We start from the raw sequence: 25,119 nt of genomic DNA on the forward strand, positions 1-25,119 counted from the left end.
GCAGAGAAATGAGGACGCAGGGCTTACGCAGAGATTGACGCTATTAACTAAAAGCTTCTTTTACTCGTTCGAAGAAACTCTTATCACTTTTATTGGGATTGGGTTTGAAATTAGCACTCTCATTCATTTTCTCCAACATACGTTTTTCTTCGTCGCTGATGTTCTGGGGAGTCCATACATTCACATAAATCAACTGATCACCTTTGCTATATCCCTGTACTTCAGGAAACCCTTTTCCTTTGAGTCTGAATATTTTTCCGCTCTGTGTACCGGCAGGTATTTTAATTTTTGCACGGCCATCAATCGTGGGTACTTCTACCTGTGTTCCAAATACAGCATCCGGAAATGACAGATGAAGGTCATAGGCCACATTCAATCCATCTCGTTGTAACTCAGGATGCGCTTCCTCCTCAATCTGGATAATCAGATCTCCGGCAAAACCACCACGTTCACCGGCATTCCCTTTTCCACTCATGCTCAGCTGCATGCCTTCCTGTACGCCGGCTGGTATATCAATACTAATGGTTTCTTCACCATATACTCTTCCTTCACCTTTACAACTACCACATTTTGCAGTTACAGTAGACCCTTCACCATTACAGGTTGGACAGGTACTCACGGTCTGCATTTGTCCGAGAAAGGTATTCGTTACTCTTCTTACCTGACCCGTACCTCCACAAGTTCCACAGTTCTGTACACTGTTTTTATCTTTTGCACCGTTGCCTCCACAGGTATTACACAATACATGCTTTTTTACCTTTACATTCTTGGTAACACCTTTTGCAATCTCTTCAAAATTCAGCTTGAGTTTGATACGAAGATTACTTCCTCTTTGTCCGCGTGTACGGCCGCTTCCACCGCCGTTGCTTCTTCTGCCACCACCAAAGAAACTACCAAACATATCATCGCCGAAAATATCGCCGAACTGACTGAAGATATCATCCATATTGCTGTAGCCACCGCCACCACCACCTGTGCCCGGACCAAAAGCAGCATGACCATAACGGTCGTATTTGGCTTTTTTATCTGCATCACTGAGCACTTCATACGCTTCAGCAGCTTCCTTAAATTTCTCTTCCGCTTCTTTATCGCCGGGATTGCGATCCGGATGAAACTGCATAGCTACTTTGCGATAAGCTTTTTTAATCTCATCGGCAGAAGCAGACTTACTCACGCCCAATATTTCGTAAAAATCTCTTTTAGCCATCTTTATAAATTTGATGATCTCAGATGGCAGATATCAGATTTATTTTTATATCTGATATCTGCCGTCTGACATCTGACATTATTTTCCAACCACCACTTTTGCGAAGCGGATAATTTTATCGTTGAGGTAATAACCTTTCATTACTTCATCTATCACTTTCCCTTTGAGTTCTTCCTTGGGTGCTGGTATTTCAGTAATGGCTTCATGTTTTTCCACGTCGAAGTCGGCATGGATGCTTTCCATCGCTTTTACACCTTTTGATTGAAGGCTGGAGCGAAGTTTATTAAAGACCAGTTGAATTCCTTCTTTCTGCAAAGCAATATCATCACTACCCTGCAATTGTTTTTCTGCACGATCACAGTCATCCAGCACATCCAGTAAGGATACAATTACATCTTTACCGGCTGTTTGTATCAGTTCAATACGCTCTTTAGCAGTTCTACGTCTGAAATTATCGAACTCGGCCATGAGGCGGAGGTATTTATCTTTCTGCTCCTGTAATTCGGACTGCAGTTTCTCTAACTGGTTATCTTCAGCCACGGGTTCATTCAGGTGTGAGGTACCCGCTGCATTTTCATCTGCATTGATATCAATACCCTGATTCAGTTCTTCATTTACGTTTGATGTAGTAGTTGCCTGCTCTTCCATAATTATTTTACTTAATACTTGATACTGCTATATCTGTCAAAAATTTTGCCGATGCAAAGAAACGGGAAAAAATGGCAGTTTCAGAAGCGAAAAAGCCCTGCCTGTCAGTTGAAATACAGCCATTTCCGGCTTTCCACGCCTCTTTAACAGCAGGGCTCTGCGGGCTTTGAGTTATCTTCGCGCCATGACAAACGTGTATCTCAGGAAAAAGATAGCCCCAAGGATTGCCAATGGCCATCCCTGGATCTTTGGAAATGAAGTAGAAAGGGTATCCGGCCCAGTTGAAGCCGGTGATATTGTGGACGTATTTTTTGCAGATGGAAAGCTGGCAGGAAGGGGTTATGTAAATCCAAAATCCCAGATCATGGTACGCCTGCTTACCCGCAAGCAGGAAGAAATCAACGACCAGTTCTTTTTCAACAGAATTGCAGGAGCATGGAGCTATCGCCAGAATTTAGGTTATACAGAAAACTGCCGTCTCATTTTTGGAGAAGCCGATTATATGCCAGCATTGATCATCGATAAATTCAATGACTATTTCGTTTTACAAACCCTTTCACTGGGTATGGACAAATGGAAACCTGCCATTGTAAAAGCCCTTGAAACCATTTTTTCGCCCAAAGGCATTTATGAACGCAACGATGTGCCTGTTCGCGAACTGGAAGGATTGACCCAGCATAAAGGATTTTTATCGGCACCTTTTGATACCAATATCATCATTAATGAAAACGGACTCAGGTTTCATGTGGATATTGAAAATGGCCAGAAAACAGGCTATTTTCTTGACCAGCAGGATAACCGTCGCGCCATTCAGCATATTGTAAAAGATGCAGAGGTATTAGGTGCTTTTACCTATACCGGTACTTTCGAAATACATGCCGCCTATTATGGTGCGAAATCTGTTTTAGGTTTAGATATTTCTGAAAATGCGGTTGCACAGGCCAACCGAAATGCAGCACTCAATGGTCTTGAAAATATCTGCCGCTTTGAGGCCATGAATGCCTTTGATGTGCTCAAACAATGGGGTAAAGATGGCAGACAATACGATGTAGTAATGCTGGACCCTCCTGCATTTACCAAGAGCCGCGAAAACATACAGAAAGCCATTACGGGGTATAAAGAAATCAACCTGAGAGGTATGAAGCTCATCCGTAACGGGGGCTTCCTCGTTACCTCCAGCTGTACCAATCTGGTACAACCCGATCTCTTCCTGCAGACCATTGAAATGGCCGCTAAAGATGCGCGTAAAAAAATACGTCAGGTCACTTTCCAGGCACAGGCCAGCGATCACCCGATTATCTGGGGTATGGAGAATACCAATTATCTGAAGTTTCTGATTGTGGAAGTTACAGATAGATAGCAGGATGGCAGATATCAGATGTCAGCTTAAAAAAAACTATACTATGCGCTGCCTAACTCTGTAGTTTTATTAATTTAGACTTCTACCAAAACGTTAGGCAGCTTTTTACTTAACTACCATATTTCTATTCATAACCGTCGCCTATCTATCATTAATAAAATACACTTCCTTTCTCCCCTTCTCCCTGCAAAAAATACTTACCGCACATTTAGGGTTAGAAATGCTTTATGAATTGAAAAGTATTTACCGGAAAGAAAAAGAAGAATATGAGAATTGGTTATTTAACGACCTGAAACTTACCCGATTCTACAATACGGTTACTCTGATCACGGAGCTGGTAAACATACAAACCTCGGTAATACTGATCGTCCAGATTGATGACTACTTTAGATTCAGTAATACGTACTTCTGTCATACGCTTACCCAGAAAATTACAGATGAGAAGGCTATAACTTTTATCAACAGACTTATCAAATTCAAAATTAATGACAGTGGTAGCAGGGTTGGGATAAAAACGGCTTACTTTGGTTGGCAGCTCTGGAAACTCCGTTACCTTACCCACATTAAAAACCGGGTCGGGCGCAAAACTGCTACCGAAGGCCATAAATACCAGTAAAAGTATTGTGTACCTTTTTCCCATGGGTCTGTTTCTACTATAAAAATAGTTAATTCAGCTGATTTTTGCAAAACAAGAGCAGAAATTACGAATACCGAATCTAGAATAATGAATTTAGAAGCTTGGTTTTGGGGTAGTTCCAGACCGGTACAGCTTATACTAACATCACCCTGAAAGGCATTTTTAACCCGGAAAAATTGAATATAAAGGCTAAAACCGGATAATTTCCAGCGACCAGGCTCAGTTTGCCCACTGCTCCCTGCGAAGAAAGCACTTTAAGCCAACGATGTATACAGTTAGTTATTCGGCAGGAGAAAAGAGACCCCCGATTTCTATGGTAAAGGATAGTATAAAAAATGTCGAATAGCCAATTTTGAAGTTCAATATTGGCTATTCGACATTCATCTGTTTCTTACAGACTGTTCAGTGTTTGCTGAATGGCTTCGAAATTTGGCAGGTCACCGGGGGTTGGGCATACTTCTGCATATCTTACCACACCTTCGGCATCAATTACAAATGCAGCACGTTTACTTACACCCTGCATCTCGAAAGCGGGAAATGTATCGTACAATACGTCAAATGCCTTGGCAGCATCCTTATTAAAATCGCTCAGCAACTGGAAGTTCAGTTTTTGTTCTTCGCGGAATTTTCCCAGAGAAAATAACGAGTCTACAGAAACACCAAATACAACAGCGTTGGTGTTATTGTACAAAGTTATGTTATCACGCACATTGCATAATTCTGCTGTACAAACGCCGGTGAAGGCCAGCGGAAAAAACAGAACCACTACATTTTTACCTTTTTGTTCTGATAAGGTTACTTTGTTTTTGTCTGTGTCGAACAAAGAAAAATCAGGAGCTACGGTGCCTGTCTGAATACTCATACGATATATTTTAGTTTGATTTGATTAAATTGTTAAAACAAAGCTATGCTGAAAAGGTTTTATAACTGCATTTCAGGAACATGATTGGGAATAATGAGCTTTCCTGCTGTTTTATTTTTTATTTCTTCTACTGATACACCCGGCGCACGCTCCAGTAACAGAAAACCATCAGTCGTAATTTCCAATGCCGCCAGTTCAGTTACCACCTTTTTGACACAACCCACTCCTGTTAACGGAAGACTGCATTTCGGCAACAGCTTACTCTCACCTTTCGGATTGGTATGCATCATGGCTACAATAATATTTCTGGCACTGGCTACCAGATCCATGGCACCACCCATTCCCTTTACCATTTTACCGGGTATTTTCCAGTTGGCAATATCTCCTGTCTCACTCACTTCCATGGCACCCAGAACGGTAAGGTCTATTTTTCCGGCCCTGATCATCCCAAAACTTTCTGCACTGTCGAAAAAAGCACCGCCGGGAATCACCGTTACGGTTTCTTTTCCTGCATTGATCAGATCGGCATCTATTTCTTCTTCTGATGGATAGGGCCCCATTCCCAGTATACCATTCTCACTCTGAAAAATAACTGTCATCCCTTCCGGAATAAAATTAGATACCAGTGTAGGTATACCAATACCCAGGTTTACATACATACCATCCCGCAGTTCCTGTGCAATTCGTTTTGCAATGCCAAATTTATCGAGTGCCATTTTTTTTTGTTTTGCTGATGAAAGATGATGTGAATGGTCAATGGTGAATAATATTGTGGAGCGTGAGTATCGGTGAATCATTCATTGACCATTCACTATTCACCATTCACCAATTTCACTGTCTTCCTTTCAATTCTTTTTACATAATTCTTTCCTTCAAATATGCGGTGAACGTACACACCTGCCACCTGTATTTCGTCAGGGTCGAGTTCTCCGGGTTGTACAAGATGTTCTACCTCTGCAATGGTAATATTACCCGCTTTGGCCATAGATGTAGAGAAATTTCGTGTGGTTTTTCTGAAAACCAGATTACCCAGCGTATCACCTTTCCATGCTTTTACAATGGCAAAGTCGGCATGCAGCGCCATTTCCATAAGATGTGGCTTGCCATTGAATACACGCACTTCTTTACCTTCTGCAATCTCTGTTCCATAACCCGCAGGTGTAAAGAAGGCCGGAATACCCATACCAGCCATTTGAATGCGTGTGGCCAGTGTACCCTGTGGTATCAGGTCTACTTCGAGTTCTCCACTCAGCAACTGTCTTTCAAACTCTGCATTTTCGCCCACATAGCTGCTGATCATTTTTTTGATTTGTCTTGTCTTCAGCAAAAGGCCTAATCCGAAATCGTCTACACCTGCATTGTTCGAGATACAGGTAAGACCTTTCACGCCTTTTGCTACCAACGCGGCAATACTGTTTTCCGGTATACCATTTAAACCAAAACCACCTAACATCAATATGCTGTTATCGGGGATATCGGATATGGCTTCCGCTGCATTTTTATACACTTTATTCATAACCTGGCAATCATTTATTGGGTGCGGGTGCATTGGGGTTACCTCTTTCCATTTGGTATCTTTTGATACGCTCGCGGTTCGACAATGCTTCTATCGAATCGAGCAATCGTTTAAAAGATAGAGGGCGCCCTTCATAATAGCGGTAACTATTATAATATCTTTCACGGGTTATACCATGCACTTTAAATACCATTTCATACAACTTTACATCTTCCTTATTACGAATAGCATGGGTATCCTGTACAATTTTTCGGTTGAACCATTCATCGGCTTTCATCATATCCCACATAATCAGCTTCATACTATCTACAGGTATGATGGCAGGCCTGGTTTCATTGCGGCAACCAGACTGCACAAGTAAACATAACAGTAAACAGCAACCAGCTACTATCTTCATCGTAATTCTTCTTTATATTTTGATGCATTAATCACATCAAGTTCTGAAAGCAGTTCCAGCGCTTTGGCTTTTTCACCGGCAGGTGCTTTTTTAAAAATACCTACCAGTTCCTGGTATTTACCCTGCATAAAAAACTGCTGTATCATGGTATTCGGATTTTCTTTTCCGAACGATTGCAACTGAATCAATGCATTGATAACACCTGCCCTTGCTTCTGCATCTTTATCATACAAATTATCGAGTCCCTTCCGGTAATAGCCATAAATAATATCGTGTATGTTATTGTAACGGGTATTGATCAGGTTTTCATTGAGCCAGTACCTGTTTCTTAACCCATCGAATATTCGCCAGCCTGATATACCCCTGCCTTCAGGTGCATTGTTTACAATATTCTGCGCCTTCCTGAAATAGGGCTCACCTGCCTTGGGTGCAAAAGAATCATAATCCAGTCCGAGTATGGTATAGGCATAATAGGCAAATACAGCAGTAAGATTGGCCGCTGTTGCATCTGTTCCCTGTACCCTGTTTTCGTTAAATTCTACAGGTTGAAATTCTACATATTTAAAGGCTACATCCGGATCCTGGAAATTGATCATGGCAGCCTGATAAGATGAATGATACACGGGCCTTGCCGCCTGAATATTTAAAGATGCTTTGTAAATATTGGTCTCTAATACACTTTCAATATTGAGTATAAAACTGCATTCTATTTTTTCATTCTGCTTATAACTGTCATTGGTCCACTTTCTGTTGTTCAACAGATTGGTGAGCTGGTTTTGCAGGGTATTAAAAATTTTACGATCGATATTTGTTGTTACCCTATTCGACAACACAGTTACCCTTGCCTGCAACTCCTGTGCTTCTGCACCGGTCACAGTAAGGATAAATAGCAGTATGTAAATAATTTTTTTATACATGCAGGTGCTTTATAATAAATGAAACAATATCTGAAGCCACTTCTTTCTTGGGTTTCAGCGATACCTTGGTTTCGTTACCCGACTGGTGAAAGATGGTTACGGTATTGGTATCCACACCAAAGCCGGCATCTTTATCGTTGAGTGAATTCAGGACAATGGCATCTGCATTTTTGGTTTTGAGCTTAGCCAGTGCATTTTCTTTCTCATTATGGGTTTCCAATGCAAAGCCCATCAGAAACTGCCCTGCTTTTTTCTGCTGACCTAATTGCAGCAGAATGTCTTTATTCTTAACCATATCAATGGACCACGCTTCCTGCTTCTTCTTGATTTTTTCCACTGCAGCCTGTACAGGTTTGTAATCTGCCACTGCAGCCGACATTACAGCAATGGCGGCACCATCAAACGCATGCACAGCCGCATCATACATTTCATCTGCGGATACCACATGTTTTACTTGAATCCCTTTATAAGCTACCTGCTGACTTGTTGGTCCTGTAATCAATATTACATCGGCTCCACGCAGATACAGTTCCTCGGCTATGGCAAAACCCATTTTGCCGGAGGAATGGTTACCGATAAAACGAACGGGGTCTATGGCTTCATAAGTAGGCCCTGCGGTTACGATGGCTTTCTTCCCTTTCAGATCTTCCGACCTGAAAAAATGTTCAACCAGATATAGGCAGATATCTTCCGGCTCGGCCATTCTGCCATCGCCAAATAAACCACTGGCCAGTTCACCTTTGCCTACTTCTATCAGATGATTACCATCCTGCTCCAGTTGAGCAAGATTTCTTTGGGTTGAAGGGTGGTGCCACATATCTTCATCCATGGCAGGTGCCATAACAACCGGACAGGTCGCAGAGAGGTACACGGCAAGTAATACATTATCGCACAAGCCATTCGCCATTTTAGCCAGCGTATTACAACTTAATGGCGCGATCAGCATTACATCGGCCCAGCGACCCAGCATTACATGGTTCGACCATGCATCGCCTTCCACCAGATCATGTATAACGGTATTTTTAGAAAGGGTAGAAAGTACTACAGGTGATACAAATTCTTTCGCAGCAGGCGTCATCACCACTTTTACTTCCGCACCTGCTTTTATAAGCAAGCGCACCAGCGTAATGGTTTTATACGCTGCAATGCTGGCCGTGATGCCGATGAGTATTTTTTTTCCTTTAAGCATAATCGTCAATGGTGAATGGTCAATGGTGAATGAAGAATCAGTTGTTTACAGTGATGGAGACGATACAAAAATCGAATCCTTATCATTTATACCTACTTTTTCTACAGTCAATATCCAAACAGCTCATTCACCATTCACCATTGACCATTCACATTACAGAACCAAAGTAACAAAAAACGACAGTTATAATAACTGTCGTTTTCATAAAATTATCTTACAGATGAACCACCTTATCTGAACAAGTCGTTATCGTTGTTTCTTCTGTGGTAGATTTTGCCTTCCATAAATTCCTGTGTGGCGAGGATGGCGGGATTGGGCATTTTCTCGTAAGCACGTGAAATTTCAATCTGTTCTTTGTTTTCATGGATTTCTTCCAGACTATCAGTATGGCTGGCAAACTCTTCCAGTTTGTTGTGCAGCTCTTCTCTCAGCGACACATTGATCTGGTTAGCTCTGCGCGCAATGATAGCGATGGATTCATACAGGTTACCTGTTTTCTCTTTTATAGAGATCAGGCTTTTGGTTTCAACCACACTAGCGGTATTAGCGCTCATTTGCCTTCTTAGCTTGCTCATTTTTCTGGTTTTTAATATAATTTGTTGATTGTAATTTCAATTTATTCACTTCTTCCAGGTATTTGCTGTCTGCAAAACGATCCTGAAAGTCGACACATTCTGTGATCACTTTCTGAAAACGCTCTTTCTGCTTTTCTTCATAGCTCATTTCCGCATAACGGAAATAAGATTTAATTACCTGCAACTTGTACTCATCCGCTTTTTTAGAATCGGGAAAATTATCCGATACATTACCAAAAGCAATGGCTGCAGCTTTATAGAACCCAAGGTTATAATACAGTTCCGCTCCTTTATATTCCTTGGCTTCCAGTTTTTCCCTGCATTTGTCGATGATATCTGTAGCATCCTGTACTCTTTTGGAAGTAGGGTGCGTATTGATAAACACCTGCATCAACTGCATGGTTTTATTGGTATTGGTCTGATCGAGATCAACCTTGGGCGATTGTTTATAATAACAATAAGCACGCATATAATCGCACTCCTCTCCTTTGGTACTGTTCGGGAAATTTTCGACAAAAGTCTTGAACAGATTCTCTGCATTCATGAAATCGTTCTGGTAATAATAAGAATACGCAAACTTGTAATACATATCCTCATACCGCGACGTTCCTTTCACATAGGGAAAAATGTCTTCAAAGAGCACCTGGGCTTTGGTATAATCCTTTTTGGCATAATACTGTTCTGCCATTTTGTATTTATACTCATAGTCTTTGCTCTTTAAGATCTTTGAATACTTATTCGAGCAGGACGCCAGTGTAACCGTAACCAATAAAATGAGTACAATCCGATTCATACAAGTTGGCAAAATTAGTTAATTACCGGCAATTTAGAAACTTGAATTGGAGAATTGATTATCAGTGAGTTAAGAAAAAGGTAAAAAACAGAAGAACAGAGAAACAGAGAAATGTCCAATTTCCAACCTTTAGAAGGACTGATACTCCATCATTCCTCTGTTTCTCTGTTATTCTGTTCCTCTGTTAAAAGAAAAAGCTGCCCTGCAATGCAGAACAGCCTTATTCTTTACCTATTCTAAATGAAGACGATTATTGATTCTCGCCTTCTCCTTCCTTCAGTTTGGCCTTGATTTCGGCTAAAGCACCAAGGTCGCCCAGGGTGGCTTTTTCTACTTTCGCCTGGATGTTTTTCACTGCTTTCTTGGTATTGTCAGACTCAGCTTTCGCTTCTTTCTTGGCAATTTCCTTTTCTTCAGCTACTACTTTCTCCCAGATACGTGCATGGCTCAGAACGATACGCTTTTCGTTGCGATCGAACTCGATTACCAGGAACTGAGCAGTTTCATCGGCTTTCACCTGTGAACCATCTTCCTTGTTCAGGTGACGGTTAGGCGCAAAACCCTCTAAACCGTAAGGCAGTTGTACGAGGGCACCTTTATCGTCTTTACGGGTAACGGTACCTTCATGCAGGGTTCCAACAGCGAAAGTGTCTTCCAGGGCATTCCAGGGATCTTCTTCCAGTTGCTTGTGACCCAGTTGCAGTTTACGGTTTTCTTTATCAATGCTCAGGATGATGATATCGATTTGTTCGCCCACTTTGGTGTAATCACTTGGGTGGTTGAAACGCTTGAGCCAGCTCAGGTCGCTGATATGGATCATACCGCCGATACCTGGTTCCAGTTCAACAAATACACCGTATGGAGTGATGTTTTTCACCAGTCCTTTGTGTTTGCTGTTCTCAGGGAACTTGTTCTCGATGGTGCTCCAGGGATCATCGCTCATTTGCTTGATACTCAGGCTCATCTTACGGGCATCTTTATCGAGGGTAACCACTTTTGCTTCATACTCATCCCCCAGTTTGAAGAACTCCTTCGCATTGATCGGAGTATTGGCCCATGTAATTTCTGATACGTGTACCAGACCTTCAACACCAGGTTGAATTTCCAGGAAAGCACCGTAATCTTCAATATTTACCACTTTACCTTTTACTACTGAACCTTCGGCCAGGCCTTCAGGCAGCACATCCCACGGGTGTGGAGTCAGTTGCTTCAGACCTAAGCTGATACGTTTTTTGTCGTCGTCGAAGTCCAGTACTACCACCTGTAGTTTCTGATCCATCTTCACCACTTCGCTTGGGTGAGAGATACGGCCCCATGAAATATCGGTGATGTACAACAGACCATCCAGACCGCCCAGATCCATGAAAGCTCCGAAATCTGTGATGTTTTTCACCACACCTTCCAGTACCTGGCCCTTTTCGAGCTTGCTCATGATCTCTGCACGCTGTGCTTCGATATCGCTTTCGATCAATGCCTTGTGTGATACAACGGCATTCTTGATCGCTTCATTAATCTTCACCACTTTAAACTCCATGGTCTTACCTACAAACTGATCGTAATCAGTTACAGGCTTCACATCGATCTGAGAACCTGGCAGGAAGGTTTCCATACCAAATACATCAACGATCAATCCACCTTTGGTTTTGCTGGTAACAGTACCGGTAATCACTTCACCTGTTTTGTGAACCTCTACGATACGCTCCCATGCACGGAAGATGCGGGCAGACTTACGGCTGAGGTGCAGATTACCCTGACGGTCTTCTTTCTCAACAACCATAACTTCTACTTCATCACCAATTTTCAGACCCTGAACATCGCGGAATTCGTTCAGTGATACCAGACCATCACTTTTAAAACCGATGTTTACAACCACATCTGTTTTAGTAAGGGCCACAACACCACCTCTTACGATTTCACCATCTTCAATCTGAACAAAAGTGTTATCATACACTTTGTCATACTTAACTCTTTCGGCTTCTGCATAATGACTCACATTACGTTTGTCGATGCTCCAGTCGAAATCATCATGCGCAGTTTCTATCTCGACCTTAGGCGAGAGCGCTGCTTCAGGTGCATTTGTTGTCGCAGTAGCAACTTCTGCTGCCTCTGGGGCACCAGCGTTCTCCTGAGCATCTGCGTTTAATTGTTTACGGAAAATATTCATAAAATAGTCCCGATGGTTTAATAAATCGGGGGTGCAAAAGTAGGGAAAAAGTCCGGAAGTCCGGTAGTCGGAAAGACCGAAAGTTATGGATTTCGGAGAAAATAAGAGGTTTTTGAGCGAGTTTCGGGTAGATATGACGCATTTTTTGTATATTTACAGGTATTACTCCTCAGGGAGCTTGTGAACTGGTCACCACAAAACAAGAATTATTGACCCCCATGTTACACAGCTAGCTATATGAAAATTATTACCTGGAACTGCAATATGGCGTTTAGAAAAAAGGCTGATGTTATTTTACCACACCATCCAGACATCCTTATTGTACCGGAATGTGAACATCCTGACAAAATAATTTTTTCAAACACATACGCCACGCCGACTAATACATACTGGTATGGACAAAATAAAAACAAAGGTTTTGCAATTTTTTCATTCGGAGATTTAAAAATTAAACTTCTCAACCACAATCCGGACTTTAAATATATTTTACCACTCAACATTTACAACGACAAAATCAGTTTGACAGTTTTGGCGATTTGGGCACAGAAGCCAGATAATCATGACTGTTATACAGAACAGATATGGAATGCCATACATTTCTACCACATCTTATTACACCATGAGAATATAATTCTCGCAGGCGATTTCAACAGCAATTCTATTTGGGACAAACCAAAGCGCATTTATAATCATACAAACCTTGTAGAGTTATTAAAGACTAAAAACATTTTAAGCAGTTATCATCATTTCCATAATCAGATACAGGGCAAAGAAAAACACAGTACACTTTTCATGCATAGAAAAATTGAAAGGCCATATCACATCGACTATTGCTTTGTATCGAAAAACTTGATTAACAAAATAAAACAAGTAGAAGTGGGTGCTTACGAACCATGGACAAAATATAGCGATCATACACCTTTAATTGTCGACTTCGACCTTAATTGATATTTCCCAGATAAAAAGTACTATTCACTGAATTATCGCGAATAGGTCCATAAACTACTTTGGAAACTCAGCGCCGACCGCACTGTTATAGCACAACAATTAGTCTCACTTCTACCTTACTCATCTAGATCTCATCGTCCCTCATTTTACAAAACAAAAAAAATCATTGGTGCCTTTGATAAAAAAGATTTTAGAACAGTCCCTCAGCCGCAGATAAAAACCTGTGTTTTTTTATGTTCCTCAGGATGATGTGTCGTGTATGGATTCTCAAAAGACATAAAAAGGACAGGTTATTACTTAACTTAAGTGAATGTGTAATTGGATTCCCCAAACCTACTTTTGCTGTATTAATTATTAATAGAAAGATAAATGCAAAAGAAAATATCATGCATAAGTCTTGCCCTCGTGCTAGTAAACAGTCTGCATGTAAATGCTCAAGATACGAAACCAGACAGTAGTCAGAAAAAGTGGTTTATGGATACACGCTTTACCTGGATTTCTATTTGGGCTACCAGTTTAAGTTTTTTAAAAATCGATTCTTCTTTAACCCGCTATCGGAATCAGTTATTGGCCCATAAGAACGAATGTTCCCGGTTCTTTTAAAGCCGTAGAAAATAAATGGTCTAACTACTTTATTCAACCTGGTCTTGACTTCGGATTTAACTTTTAGATGATACTTTATGAATACAGAAATAAAAACGAAAAAAGTATTACAGGATAACACCGTAAGTGTGAAACTGAAGATAGGCTCAATATGGGTAAGTTTTATGTTTCTCTACGTGTATGTAGATTATTTTCAACTGTATATGCCGAATAAGATAGAAGAAATACAGCGGGGAAAGGTATTTTTATTTGACATTACGCAAGGATTTATTTTTACGGCTCTTTCGCTCGCTACCATTCCTATTCTTATGATTTTTCTTTCTGTTACCCTCAAAGCAAAAGCCAACCGTTTAATCAATTTAATTATTGCCACCACTCTCATTCCTTATATGTTGTTGAATCTGGCTGGAGAAGCCTGGCCACACATGATTTTTGCAGCTGTTGTAGAAATCACTCTTCTTTGCTTAATCATCTATTTTGCATGGAAGTGGCCAAGCGATAAAACAGTAAGAGCTTGAAAAAAATAAAAAATACGCGATACTATTATTCTATCCGTACATTGACCAAAAAGATTTGGCAATTCTTACAACTGATAAATACAATTATAGAATCCCGCTTTTGAAAAAGAGAAAAAACCAGCAAGAATAGCTTATGAGGTAGCTTCCTTATCAGATGGAGTTAAAATTATAGTGATGGCAGTAGCCATACAAACAGCGTAAACATTAAATATATGTCAAGTACCCAAGTCCTTCATCGCAGATGACAACCTAAGGTAATGAATACTCCTCAGTATGATGCTTACCATATAGTGGATTACTATCATTATTTTGCATTGCTGCTGGACTAAAATGTCATTATTATCCTGCTTAGTTCATCCTTTATAAGCTATGGGATAACACTACATTTCTGTGTTTCCCATTTTATACGTAACTTGATCAACAGCTCTCAAATCGAAACTTGTAGAAGGAAGATAACATTCATCGTCGTCTTTTCTACAGATTTTTTGAAGCATTGGCAACCTATATAGTTGATAACATGATTTTACGGCATTTCATCAAAAACAGGAGCAAGCGAAAAAAAATTGCACATATCGGAGCTGGTATCGTGATTTTGATTCACGCTTATGAAAAATATGACAGCGGCCATGGCTCCTACCTCTTATTTGCTATAGCCGGACTTGTATTTTTAACCATCGCCTTATTACACCAGACTATTGAAAAAAGAGCACCCTGGATTGATGGGGTGTTTTTTTGTATCGAAGGACTCTTATCCATCATGGTGGCAGTGGATTTTTTTCATGCAGGCAAGAAAGCATTACCGATCACCTATTTATTGCTGGCTATTTTTCAGTTTTATATGGCTTTCAGAAAATCAAAAAAGAGCATTGAAGTTCATAAATCAACACATTGATACAGCGTAAGCAAACTTCGGTTCTGTTTTATTACTGCTTTGTTTTCTCCAATAATTCCTTCAGGTAATTACCCCATACCAGCGGATTGGAATGTGTTCCATGGCCGGAAGTCTGATCTGTTATTGGGAGTAAGACATATTTAGCGTTCTTTACTCTTTTGATCTCTTTTTCCATCAATCCCAGTTCAGGTGGGTTTACTTCATCATCGGCAGAATTAATGGCTACCAATGGTGCTTTTATTTTTTCCAGATGTGGGGCAGGATTATAATACCGGGATGCATCAAATGCATAAATGAAATCATTGGCATCCAGCGATGTAAGATAGGATGAACGGGTTCGCGCATAAGCAGCTTCAGCCTGCTCACGGGTGGGCGCATTTTTTTGCAGTTGTAATGGACTGCTCCCCATAAAAAAAAGTGACGAAATGGCCCCAGTCAACCCTACTTTAGGCTGTTCAGTATACTCACCTCCCTTCCATGCAGGATCCATTTTAATCAAATCAATCGCCATGATACGGGTCATTCTGTTTCTGCCGGCTATCTCAACAGGTAAGCTGGCGAGCGGCATCAGCGCGTCCATAAAATCAGGATAAGTATATCCCCATACCCATGTATGCATACCTCCCATGGATGTACCCATTACCAAACGCAGATGATCTAATTGCAGGTGTTCGGTTACCAGCAGGTATTGCGCCTTCACCATATCATCATAGGTATATTTTGGAAAACGCATATGCAAACCATTACTGGGCTTACTCGATTTACCATGTCCGATACCATCCACCAGAATAATATAATATTTTGTAGCATCCAGTAATTGTCCGGAGCCAAATAAATGACCCGCGAAACGCTGGTTCAAAAATCCTGCTCCATTACCTGTTGTGCCATGCATAATAAGAACAGCATTGTTTACTTTACCATCCTTCCCCTTTGTGGGTTGACCGATAGTTGTATAATGCAGGTTCATTTCGGGCAACTGTTCCTGACTCTGAAAGGTAAAATTTTTTACCTGATAATCACCCTCTACAGGTGTAGGATAATTCGGGGTCCAACGTTGGGTGCTCGCATTTTGTGCATATAGGGAATGCACTGTAAATAATATCAGCAGTAGTAAGCAATACTTTTTCATACATGAATGTAATAAAATCAGAGCAACTACTCTTTACGACCATTTCATATTATACAATCAGGATTGTATATAACTCTGTAACTGATGAATCGTTTCGGCCTGCGTTAATATCGTTTCTGTTACCAGGTCATTAATAGAAATAATACCTACCAGCTGCTCATCTTCTATCACCGGCAGATAGCGAAGGCGGTGCGATGTCATTAACTGCATACAGGCATCCACGCCATCGTTCATACCCACATACGGAAAATCGGTACTCATAATATCCCCTACCGGCGTATCACTGGAATGCCGGCCCCTCAATATTACTTTCCTTGAATAATCTCTTTCGGTCATGATACCAGCGAACTTTCCATCTTTCATCACTACCACAGAACCAATATTCTGTTCAGACATAATACGGAGTGCATCTATAACGGTCATTTCAGGGGCTACAATGGTTACACGGTTCCCTTTACGGGCAAGAACATTACTTACGTTTCGCATGGCAGGTGTTTTACACCCTTAATATAATATGCAAAATTGGAATTTGCAAGCCCGCGGGAAAATAAGGAATATGAAATAAGGAATATGAAATCAGAAAGTGGTTAGCAAATTTGCTTACTTTCTGATTTCATATTCCTTATTACTTATTTATCTGTTCTACTAATCTGTCTTCAGCGCCTTATCAATCAAAAACACCAGATTGGCCCTGTGTGCTTTGGTTTCTTCATTCGTAGAAACGGCAGCTGTAAGTTTGGTACGCAGCTTTCTTAATGTATATAAGGTAGCGGCTTTTGATACATCATCAATCGGCGCCTGTGGAGTCAGGAAGCTGCTGGCACCTTTTACAAAAGATGTTTGCAGGTACTGACGGTACAGGTTTACATTACCATTGATATCGGCATCGAAAATACCTTTTACCAGATCGTTCATCACATCGGCAACACTGTACTGGTTACCATACAGGCGTGTATTGTTGATACGCTGTAAAGTAGCCGGGTTCAGAATATGTGCCAGTGTACCACCTACCTGAATAGCGTTGATATTGTTTACGATTTTATAATCCTCTCCATTACCTGGCTGATTAAAACCGCGGCGCTGTATCTGGAGGTATGGGAATACCTGCGCATCTGCATCAAAAGCATTGGGTGCAAACACATATTTGGTCAGCACTTCCATAGCTTTTTTCTGGGTAGCCAGAGGTGTAGGGGTATAGGGTTTATTGGGTGAATTCTGTTCAGGATAGCTCCTGTCTATATATACACCACCAATATAACGGCTCACCGCATTGATCATGCTGCTACGTTGACCCAATAAAGCACCATAACGTGAACGAAGTTCTGCATAAGACTGTCCGGGCTTGCTGTACTTCTGTACCAGTTTACCCATCAGGGTATTTACCAGTTTGAAACGTTCTTCAGCATACGCTACTGCATCGCTGGTAAGATCATTTACGTTTACACGTGGATCCATGGCTTTACCGGGTGAACGCATATCATCACCATCATTTCCGAATGCCAGTTTAGGATCGGTGCTGCGAGATAAGATTTTGGTAATGCCTGCTTCTTCACCAGCTGCAGAGAAAGGTGTGTAACCAAATTCAATTGCCCATAAATCATACGGACCTGCTTTGGTTGTATAATAATCTCCCTGCTTACTTCTGTCTAATGACACGTTGATGGCAGGATAATCCATCACAGAACCAATCAAACCGATCTGACGGGTGATAGAAGTATTATGGATATCAGCAGGTGACAACATCTGACTGGCTTTCATATTATGGTTCAGGCCCAGAGTATGTCCCATTTCATGCATGATCAGGTAAGTTAAAAACTGCTTGTGCATTTCTTTGATTTCAGCTTCAGGAGCATCCATCGCCTGCAAAGTGGTTTGTCCGGTCATAAACTGAGCTTTCAGTTCTCCAGCCAGTGTACAGGTTGCATGATGCTGTGTATTCATTCCAGACTGACTGAATGCACCCATAGATGGACCATTGTATAATTCATCTGAAATAGGTGTGGCACTACCAGAGAACCATTCTACGGTGATATCAGCACCTAGGATTTGTCCGGTACGGGGATTCACGAAGCTGGGTCCTATGGCACCATAAGGTGGTTGTGCAGATGAAACCCAACGGATCACATTATAACGGATATCCGCTGGATCCCAGGTAGCGTCATCTGGCATAATTTTCATCTGTACAGCATTTTTAAAGCCTGCTTTTTCGAATGCTTCGTTCCATTTTAATCCGGCTTCCATAATGGTCTGGCGGTATTCGAGCGGCGTGGTATTCTCAATCCAGTATACCAATGGTTCAACAGGCTCACTCAGTGCCGCAGAAGGATCTTTTTTTACGAGTCCCCAACGGTTAATCATGTCTTTATAAGGTGTTGCACTGATACTGGTTTGGTCATTCCTCTCCTGGGTGAAATAGCCAACACGGGGGTCATCTCTTCTCGGGCGAAAATCATTTTTTGGCATTTCAATAAAGCTATGTTGCATTCTTACCCGCACATAACGTGCATCTGTAATATCCGGACCAGTAGATGCAATGGTACTAGGATTATCATATGATAGATCCACCACTACATCCGTATTATTGGGAAATGAACGGATATTGGCATATTTTGATTTGGTAGGATTGAGTCCACCCAGGTTAAATGTAAAAGGTGTAGCCTGCCCCGGACCGAAAATAGGTTTCACTGGATCCATCTTTTCACTCAGGAAAAGTTGATCTACACTCACCAGATAACCCAATGAATCTTCAATACTGAATTTATCATTGTAAAAAACAGCCTCAGGCTTATCTACATCTTCGGTTTTGCTGACAGGATTTGATTTGTCGTAAAAGAAGCCGGTATTCATTACCAGGAACTCAATCTTATCAAAGGCCCTGCGCATGGTAAATACCGCTGTATTCCTGTGCATACTCTGGTGCAGAAACAATGAAGTGGGTCCGTTAATAGAGAAACTTTGGTAAATGAACTCTTTGTTCAACTGATCTTTCTTGATATACATCTGAACACTACCTGTTACCGTATCCTGATAAAGGGTAAATAAACCATCAATCTTTTTCTGTCCCTTTGTTCTATCGGCAACAGTTGGTTTTTTAGGGGCTGCAGGAGCTTTGGAGGTATCTCCAGCAGGCTTTGCTCCCTGTGGAGTAATTGGGGGCGTTTGCGCATTTGCGTGTAAGCCCAATATGCCCGCACATACCAGTGCGGTTATCAAAGGTCTTCTCATAGCGAGTATTTTAGTTCGCAATCAAAATAAGTAAACCCTACCAAATTTTATGTAAGCTTAGGATAAGTGGTAAAATTTAACAATTACGCTTATGATTAGGAGGATCGATCTGTAGCTATTTGTTAAACTTTTATCGCCCCCGCTTTTTTTTTCATTAAATACATATATTAGATATTATTTATTTATGAAATGAGAAAGCTATTGCTTGTTGCATATGCATTTACCGGCCTAGTCTACAAGGATCTGAAGGCTCAGGAAACGATCAAATTCGATCACATAAATTATGATCAGCTCATTGCCCGATCAAAACAGGAAAAGAAACCAGTGCTGATCTATTTTACCGGCACAGGCTGTTTCCTCTGTGTAAAAATGGAAAAAAACGTATTTCCCAAACCTGAAATAGCGGGCTTTTACAACACGAATTTTATTAATGTAGAATCTTTCGACGATACTAGAAAACCAGATTCTGCCACCACACAGTTGAGAAAAAAATTCGGCATTATTTCAAATCCTACTTTTATTTTCACAGACAGTACCGGAGAAATTATTCATAAATCAGGATATAAGGAAACAGAAGCTTTTCTGCGAACTGCCCATCAGGCATTAAGCAAAGAAGATAATTACAGAAGCTGGAAACAACAATTAAAAGCAGGTAAACCCAATGCTTCGCTGATGCTGAAATACCTTTCAGCCGAACAAAAACCTGTACTATATGCCGAATCTGATTTTGTTTGTGAGGCACAATCTCAACTGGATCTTTATTTCGATGCTATAGCACCCAAAGAATACACGCAACCCGGTAACTGGGAAATTATCCGTCAATATGTAGCGAACCCCTATTCGCAGGTATTTACCTACCTGCTCAATCATGATAAAGAATTCAGTAATTTATATGGAGAACAAGCGGTAAATGAAGTGATCTTTACCGTATTGAAAGATGCCTGGTCGGGAGGTTCAGATACTGAAGCATATAAAAAAGCTGAGGTTTTTATCAGGTCTGCCAAACATTCTTTAGCTAAACTCAGGGTTCTGCAAATAGATTATTTGTACAAAAATGAAACCAATCTGAAAAAAATATTTACCAACCCAACTGAAACTGAAAAATTCATATCGCTCTATGATATAAACATCAACAAGTATCCATATTTATTTAATAAAAATGATGTAAATACAGCTGTAAATAGCATACTCAAAAATAGCAGTCTGAAAACAGATCATTATATAAAAGCAAAAAAATGGATGCAATTAATGCTCGCTATTCCAGAAAATGAGGACTATGAATTGTATGCCACACTTGCGCTTGCCAGTTTCTATACAAAAGACTATACCGAAGCCGTAAAGGCACAGACAAAAGCCGTTCAGCTTGCGATAAAAGAGGAACTTGAAAAAGAAGAACTGGACCTTTATCAGAAAAAATTAATGGAGTATAAACAGGCAGCTGGCACTCAATAAAAAATCATTTATCTGTTTGCCCCAAAAGCCAGCCTTTTCTTACACGGGTTGCTCTTTCACTTGCAGATGGATCGATTGTAATAGCATAAGATTTCTCTTCTTTTTCTCCCAGCACATACTTCAATTGCAGGCTTTCATTTCCGCTGATAACATGCAAGCTTATTTCGTCGCCTGTTTGTTTCCCGCTGATAGCGCTGGTATACTCTGCCAGGGTTTTAACTGGTTGATTGTTGACAGCTAAAATTTTAGCCTGTCTCCTTAACCCTGCATCCCATGCAGGTGATTGCCAGTCAACATTATTTACCACCACTGTATCTCTTCTGTCACCTGCTACAATACCAGAATAAGCCGGTATTTTTTTGGGTGTTTCATTCACTAATAATCCTGCATAAGCAAAATAACGTTTGTAATCCAATGGCTTAACCGTATAGATGTATTCAAAAAAATCATCCATCTTTTCGCCACTCACTTTTTCTATTTCTTCTTTCAGCTCAGCCTCAGTAAATCCCCTACCCTTTTTCTTATAATACGCATAATATAATTTACGCATTACATCGTCCAGTGATTTTTTATTATTGGTAACATAACGAATCCTGAAATCAAGCATTACGCCCACCACTGGTCCTTTATCGTAATAGGAAATGGTTTTATTAACTTCGTCACCCGTTCTGCCAAAGGGTCCGTCAGACCATGTTTCATAACTCGACTGTGCCAGTGTTTGAAATAACCTGCCCGGCTTGGTCTCATAAGACGCTACCTGTTGCTGAACGGTAGCCAATGCTTCCTCATCTGTTTTTAATCCTGCTCTTCTGAGAATAAGGTTTTCATAATATACATTCAATCCTTCCGATACCCATAAGGAATGGGTACGGCTTCCTTTATTGTAATCAAATGGTCCCAATTCTATGGGGCGAATTCTTTTTACGTTATAATGATGAAAATATTCGTGGGCCAGAAAATGATACATACGTATACGGGCAGCCTTATTGGTAGTTAGCCCCTGTCCGCTGAAAGCAATAGAAGTTGAATTCAGGTGCTCAATACCACCACCACCCGGACCAATCGCCAGAAAGCTATAATGGTCATAAGGTATATCGCCGATAATACCTGATGCGGTACCTACAATTTTCTGAAGATCATTCATAAAAGCAGTTTTATCGAAATCACCTGCTTTATAGGCTACAAAATAGTGTGGCTTATTATTTACCTGAAAAGAAGGCAGATCTTCCAATTTACTTCCCAGTAAAAAAGGGCTGTCATACAGAATATCAAAATCAGGAGAGAAATAGGTGTTGCTTTTGTCTTTAACAATATTTAATCCTGTGGCTACTTTGTTCCAGTTTTTGTAGGGATGTATTTCAATGGTTGATGGATAGGCTATCCCTCCTGTTGGATGCAGGAATATGCCCGCTGGTGACAGATAGGCAAATTCTTCATCGATATAATTAGATGCTACAAAGCGTCTGTTTCCAAAAATTCGATAGCTTACCATAAAAGGTTTGCCATCACCCGATACCTGCCAACCATTATCTTTTGTATGCTTCCATGCCAATGTATCTTTGGTATTTCGAACTGCAAAGTTTTTCAGGTCCTTCGAAAAATACATCAGCTGGTAATACCCGGTTGTCCAGTTAGGCAATTCAAAATCAACTATTTTCTTTCCTTTCGGATCATAGTTCATTTCTACCTGTACAAAATGTTCCGTTGCCTGTGGAAATGACAGACTAAAATGAATGGCAGGTGTTTGTGCAAGTGTAATGAGCGCTCCAAACAAACTCAAAAACAACATATACCATTTTCGTACTGAATAAACAGTGATCTGTGGTTGCATAGAAGGGCGTTTGAAGTATACAAGTTATATACTTGTACCGAGATACTGCTCCATTGAATTAACCTGAACTTCTTGCATTTTAGCTCTGACCGGCCTCTGCTATTGTTTTGGCTGCTAAAAATCCACTGGTCCATGCATTCTGAAAATTAAATCCACCTGTAATACCATCAATATCCATTACCTCTCCGGCAAAGAACAACCCTTCTGTTTTTCGGCTTTGCATGGTATTCGGATCAATCTCAGTTAATGTAATACCCCCACAGGTTACAAACTCTTCTTTAAAAGTGGTTTTACCTTTAACGGGGAACGTATGCGTAGTAAGTAACTGGATCAATTTATTCTGCAATTTAGACGAGAGATCTGCCCAACGTGTGTCAGGTGGTATACCAGATTCATCCAACAGGTACTGCCATAAGCGATTGGGTAAATGAAAAGGATTTTTATTACCAATTTTTTGAGCAGCATTCATTTCTCTGATCTCAAGCCATCTGTCTCGTAGTTGATTTTCTGTTTCTGTACCCAGCCAGTTAACTAGTAGGGTAAATGTATACTGTTGTGCTGCCAGTAATCTTGCCCCCCAAGCAGATAGTCTGAGTATAACAGGACCGCTCATCCCCCAATGTGTTATCAGCAATGGACCTGTTTCAACCAATCGGGTGCCGGTTATTTTTACGGTTGCATTGGGTACGCTCACCCCCATCAGTGAGGTAATACTGTTTCCTGGCATATTAAAGGTAAACAATGAAGGAACCGGCTCTTCAATACTATGACCCGTTTGTTTCAGCCATTCAAACATGGCAGACTTTGGATAACCACCTGTTGCCACACAGATATAATCCGTTGCAATGGTTGTATGATCGGATAAAGACACAATAAATTCTGTGCCATTTTTTTCAATCTTTTTTACTTCGCTATGAAGTCTTACATCTACCTTATACCTATCTGCTTCACGCAACAGGCAATCGACGATGGTTTGTGAACGATCTGTTACAGGAAACATTCTGCCGTCAGACTCTGTTTTCAGCGCCACACCTCTTTCTGCAAACCAGGTAATGGTATCATTTGTATTGAACCAATGAAATGCTTTTTTCAAAAAGTTTTGCCCGCGCGGATATCGTTTCGATAGTTCAGGAATTTCAAAGCAGGCATGTGTGGTATTACATCTTCCACCACCACTAATTTTTACTTTTGAAAGTAATTTACCCGTCTTCTCCAATAATATCACCTGCAGATTCGGGTTCATTCTTGCTGCATTTACGGCGCAAAAAAATCCGGCTGCGCCACCTCCTATCACGATTAGCTTTTGCTGCATTTGCTGATAAACAAAAGACCTTTTGCAAGGTCTTTCTATTTTTATTACATCAATCAGGCATAATAACCTGTATTCAGATTTGGATTTGCCTTCTCCGCAGCTTCAATAATACTATAATCTGAAAGTATCAGTGCCTCCCCTCTTTTAACACATACATCATGCTCAAAGTGACAGGAAACTTTTCCATCCTGTGTACGGATGGTCCAGCCATCATCATCTGTATACACATCTTTGGTACCCAGATTAATCATGGGCTCAATTGCCAGTACCAGGTTCTCTTTCATTTTAGGTCCGTTTCCTCTCTTACCATAATTAGGAACCTGAGGGTCTTCATGCAGACTGCGTCCCAAACCATGGCCTACCAGTTCTCTCACTACACCATAACCATATTTCTTCTCCGCATGTTCCTGAATAGCAAACGATATATCACCTACCCTGTTATTAACGGTTGCTTTTTCAATACCCTTGTATAGAGATTCTTTGGTTACTTTTATCAACTGCATCACTGCTGCATCAACTTCCCCTAAAATAAAAGTATAGGCATGATCACCATGCCATCCGTTCAGGATAACCCCCATATCAACCGTAATAATATCTCCTTCCTGTAAAGCAGTATCATTCGGAAATCCATGCACAACTACGTCATTAACGGAAGTACATACATTATGCGGATAACCACGATAATTATAAAAAGAAGGAACGGCTTTATGGTCTTTTACAAAATCACCGCAGAGTTTATCAATCTGCATGGTAGTCATGCCAGGCTTTAATACTTTGGCCACTTCTGTGAGTGTTTTACTAACCAGTAGTGCCGCTTCTTTCATCAGGGCTATTTCCGCTTCAGTTTTATAAATGATCATATTTATTCGTCTCGACATGATAAAAAAACAAACCTGTCGTTCCGCCTTGAGGGGGAAGACAGGTTTGCAAATATCGTATTTTCC

23 protein-coding genes are annotated in these 25,119 nt (G+C 40.7%); 5 read left to right on the plus strand and 18 right to left on the minus strand.

Annotated features, from left to right (window positions below; genetic code table 11):
- Nucleotides 1-43: 43 nt before the first annotated feature.
- Together dnaJ and BC659_RS14585 are read right to left on the minus strand one after the other, a co-directional pair.
- Nucleotides 44-1,207, minus strand: a complete 1,164-nt coding sequence (gene dnaJ, locus BC659_RS14580) for a molecular chaperone DnaJ (protein ID WP_133475551.1) — start codon at nucleotides 1,205-1,207, stop codon at nucleotides 44-46.
- Between the two features lie 78 nt (nucleotides 1,208-1,285).
- Nucleotides 1,286-1,855, minus strand: coding sequence for a nucleotide exchange factor GrpE (locus tag BC659_RS14585; RefSeq protein WP_133475552.1), 570 nt, complete (start codon nucleotides 1,853-1,855; stop codon nucleotides 1,286-1,288).
- Nucleotides 1,856-2,039: 184 nt separating this feature from the next.
- Between BC659_RS14585 and BC659_RS14590 the strand changes: the two genes are divergently transcribed.
- Nucleotides 2,040-3,215, plus strand: coding sequence for a class I SAM-dependent rRNA methyltransferase (locus BC659_RS14590; protein WP_133475553.1), 1,176 nt, complete (start codon nucleotides 2,040-2,042; stop codon nucleotides 3,213-3,215).
- Nucleotides 3,216-3,492: 277 nt separating this feature from the next.
- Here the strand turns inward: BC659_RS14590 and BC659_RS14595 are convergent, their stop codons facing one another.
- The 10 genes from BC659_RS14595 to rpsA form a co-directional block, all read right to left on the minus strand.
- Nucleotides 3,493-3,855 carry a T9SS type A sorting domain-containing protein gene (locus BC659_RS14595; protein ID WP_133475554.1) on the minus strand — a complete coding sequence of 121 codons (363 nt, stop codon included), beginning with the start codon at nucleotides 3,853-3,855 and terminating at the stop codon, nucleotides 3,493-3,495.
- A gap of 388 nt (nucleotides 3,856-4,243) precedes the next feature.
- Nucleotides 4,244-4,714, minus strand: a complete 471-nt coding sequence (locus BC659_RS14600; RefSeq protein ID WP_133475555.1) for a redoxin domain-containing protein — start codon at nucleotides 4,712-4,714, stop codon at nucleotides 4,244-4,246.
- A 59-nt stretch (nucleotides 4,715-4,773) separates the two neighbouring features.
- Nucleotides 4,774-5,430, minus strand: coding sequence for a 3-oxoacid CoA-transferase subunit B (locus BC659_RS14605; RefSeq protein WP_133475556.1), 657 nt, complete (start codon nucleotides 5,428-5,430; stop codon nucleotides 4,774-4,776).
- 95 nt (nucleotides 5,431-5,525) lie between these two features.
- Complete coding sequence (locus BC659_RS14610) at nucleotides 5,526-6,230, minus strand: CoA transferase subunit A (RefSeq protein WP_133475557.1); 705 nt, start codon at nucleotides 6,228-6,230, stop codon at nucleotides 5,526-5,528.
- 10 nt (nucleotides 6,231-6,240) lie between these two features.
- Nucleotides 6,241-6,627, minus strand: a complete 387-nt coding sequence (locus tag BC659_RS14615; protein ID WP_133475558.1) for a DUF4296 domain-containing protein — start codon at nucleotides 6,625-6,627, stop codon at nucleotides 6,241-6,243.
- Entirely contained in the window at nucleotides 6,624-7,544 is a 921-nt protein-coding gene (gene porD, locus BC659_RS14620; RefSeq protein ID WP_133475559.1) for a type IX secretion system protein PorD, read from the minus strand. Before porD ends, BC659_RS14615 begins: the two co-directional genes overlap by 4 nt.
- The gene (gene coaBC / locus BC659_RS14625; protein ID WP_133475560.1) at nucleotides 7,537-8,733 is read right to left on the minus strand and encodes a bifunctional phosphopantothenoylcysteine decarboxylase/phosphopantothenate--cysteine ligase CoaBC; all 1,197 of its coding nucleotides are present in this window, start codon (nucleotides 8,731-8,733) and stop codon (nucleotides 7,537-7,539) included. Before coaBC ends, porD begins: the two co-directional genes overlap by 8 nt.
- 230 nt (nucleotides 8,734-8,963) lie before the next feature.
- Nucleotides 8,964-9,308, minus strand: coding sequence for a DNA-directed RNA polymerase subunit omega (locus BC659_RS14630; protein WP_133475561.1), 345 nt, complete (start codon nucleotides 9,306-9,308; stop codon nucleotides 8,964-8,966).
- The gene (locus BC659_RS14635; RefSeq protein ID WP_133475562.1) at nucleotides 9,277-10,101 is read right to left on the minus strand and encodes an outer membrane protein assembly factor BamD; all 825 of its coding nucleotides are present in this window, start codon (nucleotides 10,099-10,101) and stop codon (nucleotides 9,277-9,279) included. The genes BC659_RS14630 and BC659_RS14635 overlap by 32 nt, the downstream gene beginning before the upstream one ends.
- A gap of 250 nt (nucleotides 10,102-10,351) precedes the next feature.
- The gene (gene rpsA, locus BC659_RS14640) at nucleotides 10,352-12,265 is read right to left on the minus strand and encodes a 30S ribosomal protein S1 (RefSeq protein ID WP_133475563.1); all 1,914 of its coding nucleotides are present in this window, start codon (nucleotides 12,263-12,265) and stop codon (nucleotides 10,352-10,354) included.
- Nucleotides 12,266-12,502: 237 nt separating this feature from the next.
- Here rpsA and BC659_RS14645 point away from each other — a divergent pair, with 237 nt between their 5' ends.
- From BC659_RS14645 to BC659_RS14665, 3 genes are all read left to right on the plus strand, one after another.
- Nucleotides 12,503-13,213 carry an endonuclease/exonuclease/phosphatase family protein gene (locus BC659_RS14645; protein WP_133475564.1) on the plus strand — a complete coding sequence of 237 codons (711 nt, stop codon included), beginning with the start codon at nucleotides 12,503-12,505 and terminating at the stop codon, nucleotides 13,211-13,213.
- A gap of 680 nt (nucleotides 13,214-13,893) precedes the next feature.
- A complete protein-coding gene (locus BC659_RS14655) occupies nucleotides 13,894-14,334 on the plus strand; it encodes a DUF6326 family protein (RefSeq protein ID WP_133475565.1) in 441 nt (146 codons plus the stop codon).
- Nucleotides 14,335-14,851: 517 nt separating this feature from the next.
- Nucleotides 14,852-15,226, plus strand: a complete 375-nt coding sequence (locus tag BC659_RS14665) for a hypothetical protein (protein ID WP_133475566.1) — start codon at nucleotides 14,852-14,854, stop codon at nucleotides 15,224-15,226.
- A 31-nt stretch (nucleotides 15,227-15,257) separates the two neighbouring features.
- Here BC659_RS14665 and BC659_RS14670 read toward each other — a convergent pair whose 3' ends face one another.
- From BC659_RS14670 to BC659_RS14680, 3 genes are all read right to left on the minus strand, one after another.
- Nucleotides 15,258-16,355 carry an alpha/beta fold hydrolase gene (locus BC659_RS14670; protein WP_133475567.1) on the minus strand — a complete coding sequence of 366 codons (1,098 nt, stop codon included), beginning with the start codon at nucleotides 16,353-16,355 and terminating at the stop codon, nucleotides 15,258-15,260.
- A gap of 57 nt (nucleotides 16,356-16,412) precedes the next feature.
- Complete coding sequence (locus BC659_RS14675) at nucleotides 16,413-16,841, minus strand: CBS domain-containing protein (RefSeq protein WP_133475568.1); 429 nt, start codon at nucleotides 16,839-16,841, stop codon at nucleotides 16,413-16,415.
- A gap of 159 nt (nucleotides 16,842-17,000) precedes the next feature.
- Nucleotides 17,001-19,580, minus strand: coding sequence for a zinc-dependent metalloprotease (locus BC659_RS14680; RefSeq protein WP_133475569.1), 2,580 nt, complete (start codon nucleotides 19,578-19,580; stop codon nucleotides 17,001-17,003).
- A 189-nt stretch (nucleotides 19,581-19,769) separates the two neighbouring features.
- Here BC659_RS14680 and BC659_RS14685 point away from each other — a divergent pair, with 189 nt between their 5' ends.
- The gene (locus BC659_RS14685) at nucleotides 19,770-21,032 is read left to right on the plus strand and encodes a thioredoxin family protein (RefSeq protein ID WP_133475570.1); all 1,263 of its coding nucleotides are present in this window, start codon (nucleotides 19,770-19,772) and stop codon (nucleotides 21,030-21,032) included.
- A gap of 4 nt (nucleotides 21,033-21,036) precedes the next feature.
- On the opposite strand, the gene BC659_RS14690 is transcribed toward BC659_RS14685, so the two are convergent.
- The 3 genes from BC659_RS14690 to map form a co-directional block, all read right to left on the minus strand.
- A complete protein-coding gene (locus BC659_RS14690; RefSeq protein ID WP_133475571.1) occupies nucleotides 21,037-22,863 on the minus strand; it encodes a M61 family metallopeptidase in 1,827 nt (608 codons plus the stop codon).
- A 79-nt stretch (nucleotides 22,864-22,942) separates the two neighbouring features.
- Complete coding sequence (locus BC659_RS14695) at nucleotides 22,943-24,175, minus strand: BaiN/RdsA family NAD(P)/FAD-dependent oxidoreductase (protein WP_133475572.1); 1,233 nt, start codon at nucleotides 24,173-24,175, stop codon at nucleotides 22,943-22,945.
- 53 nt (nucleotides 24,176-24,228) lie between these two features.
- Nucleotides 24,229-25,035 carry a type I methionyl aminopeptidase gene (map, locus tag BC659_RS14700; RefSeq protein WP_133475573.1) on the minus strand — a complete coding sequence of 269 codons (807 nt, stop codon included), beginning with the start codon at nucleotides 25,033-25,035 and terminating at the stop codon, nucleotides 24,229-24,231.
- Nucleotides 25,036-25,119: the final 84 nt, after the last annotated feature.

The organism is Sediminibacterium goheungense (assembly GCF_004361915.1).
GTDB classification, from domain to species: domain Bacteria; phylum Bacteroidota; class Bacteroidia; order Chitinophagales; family Chitinophagaceae; genus Sediminibacterium; species Sediminibacterium goheungense.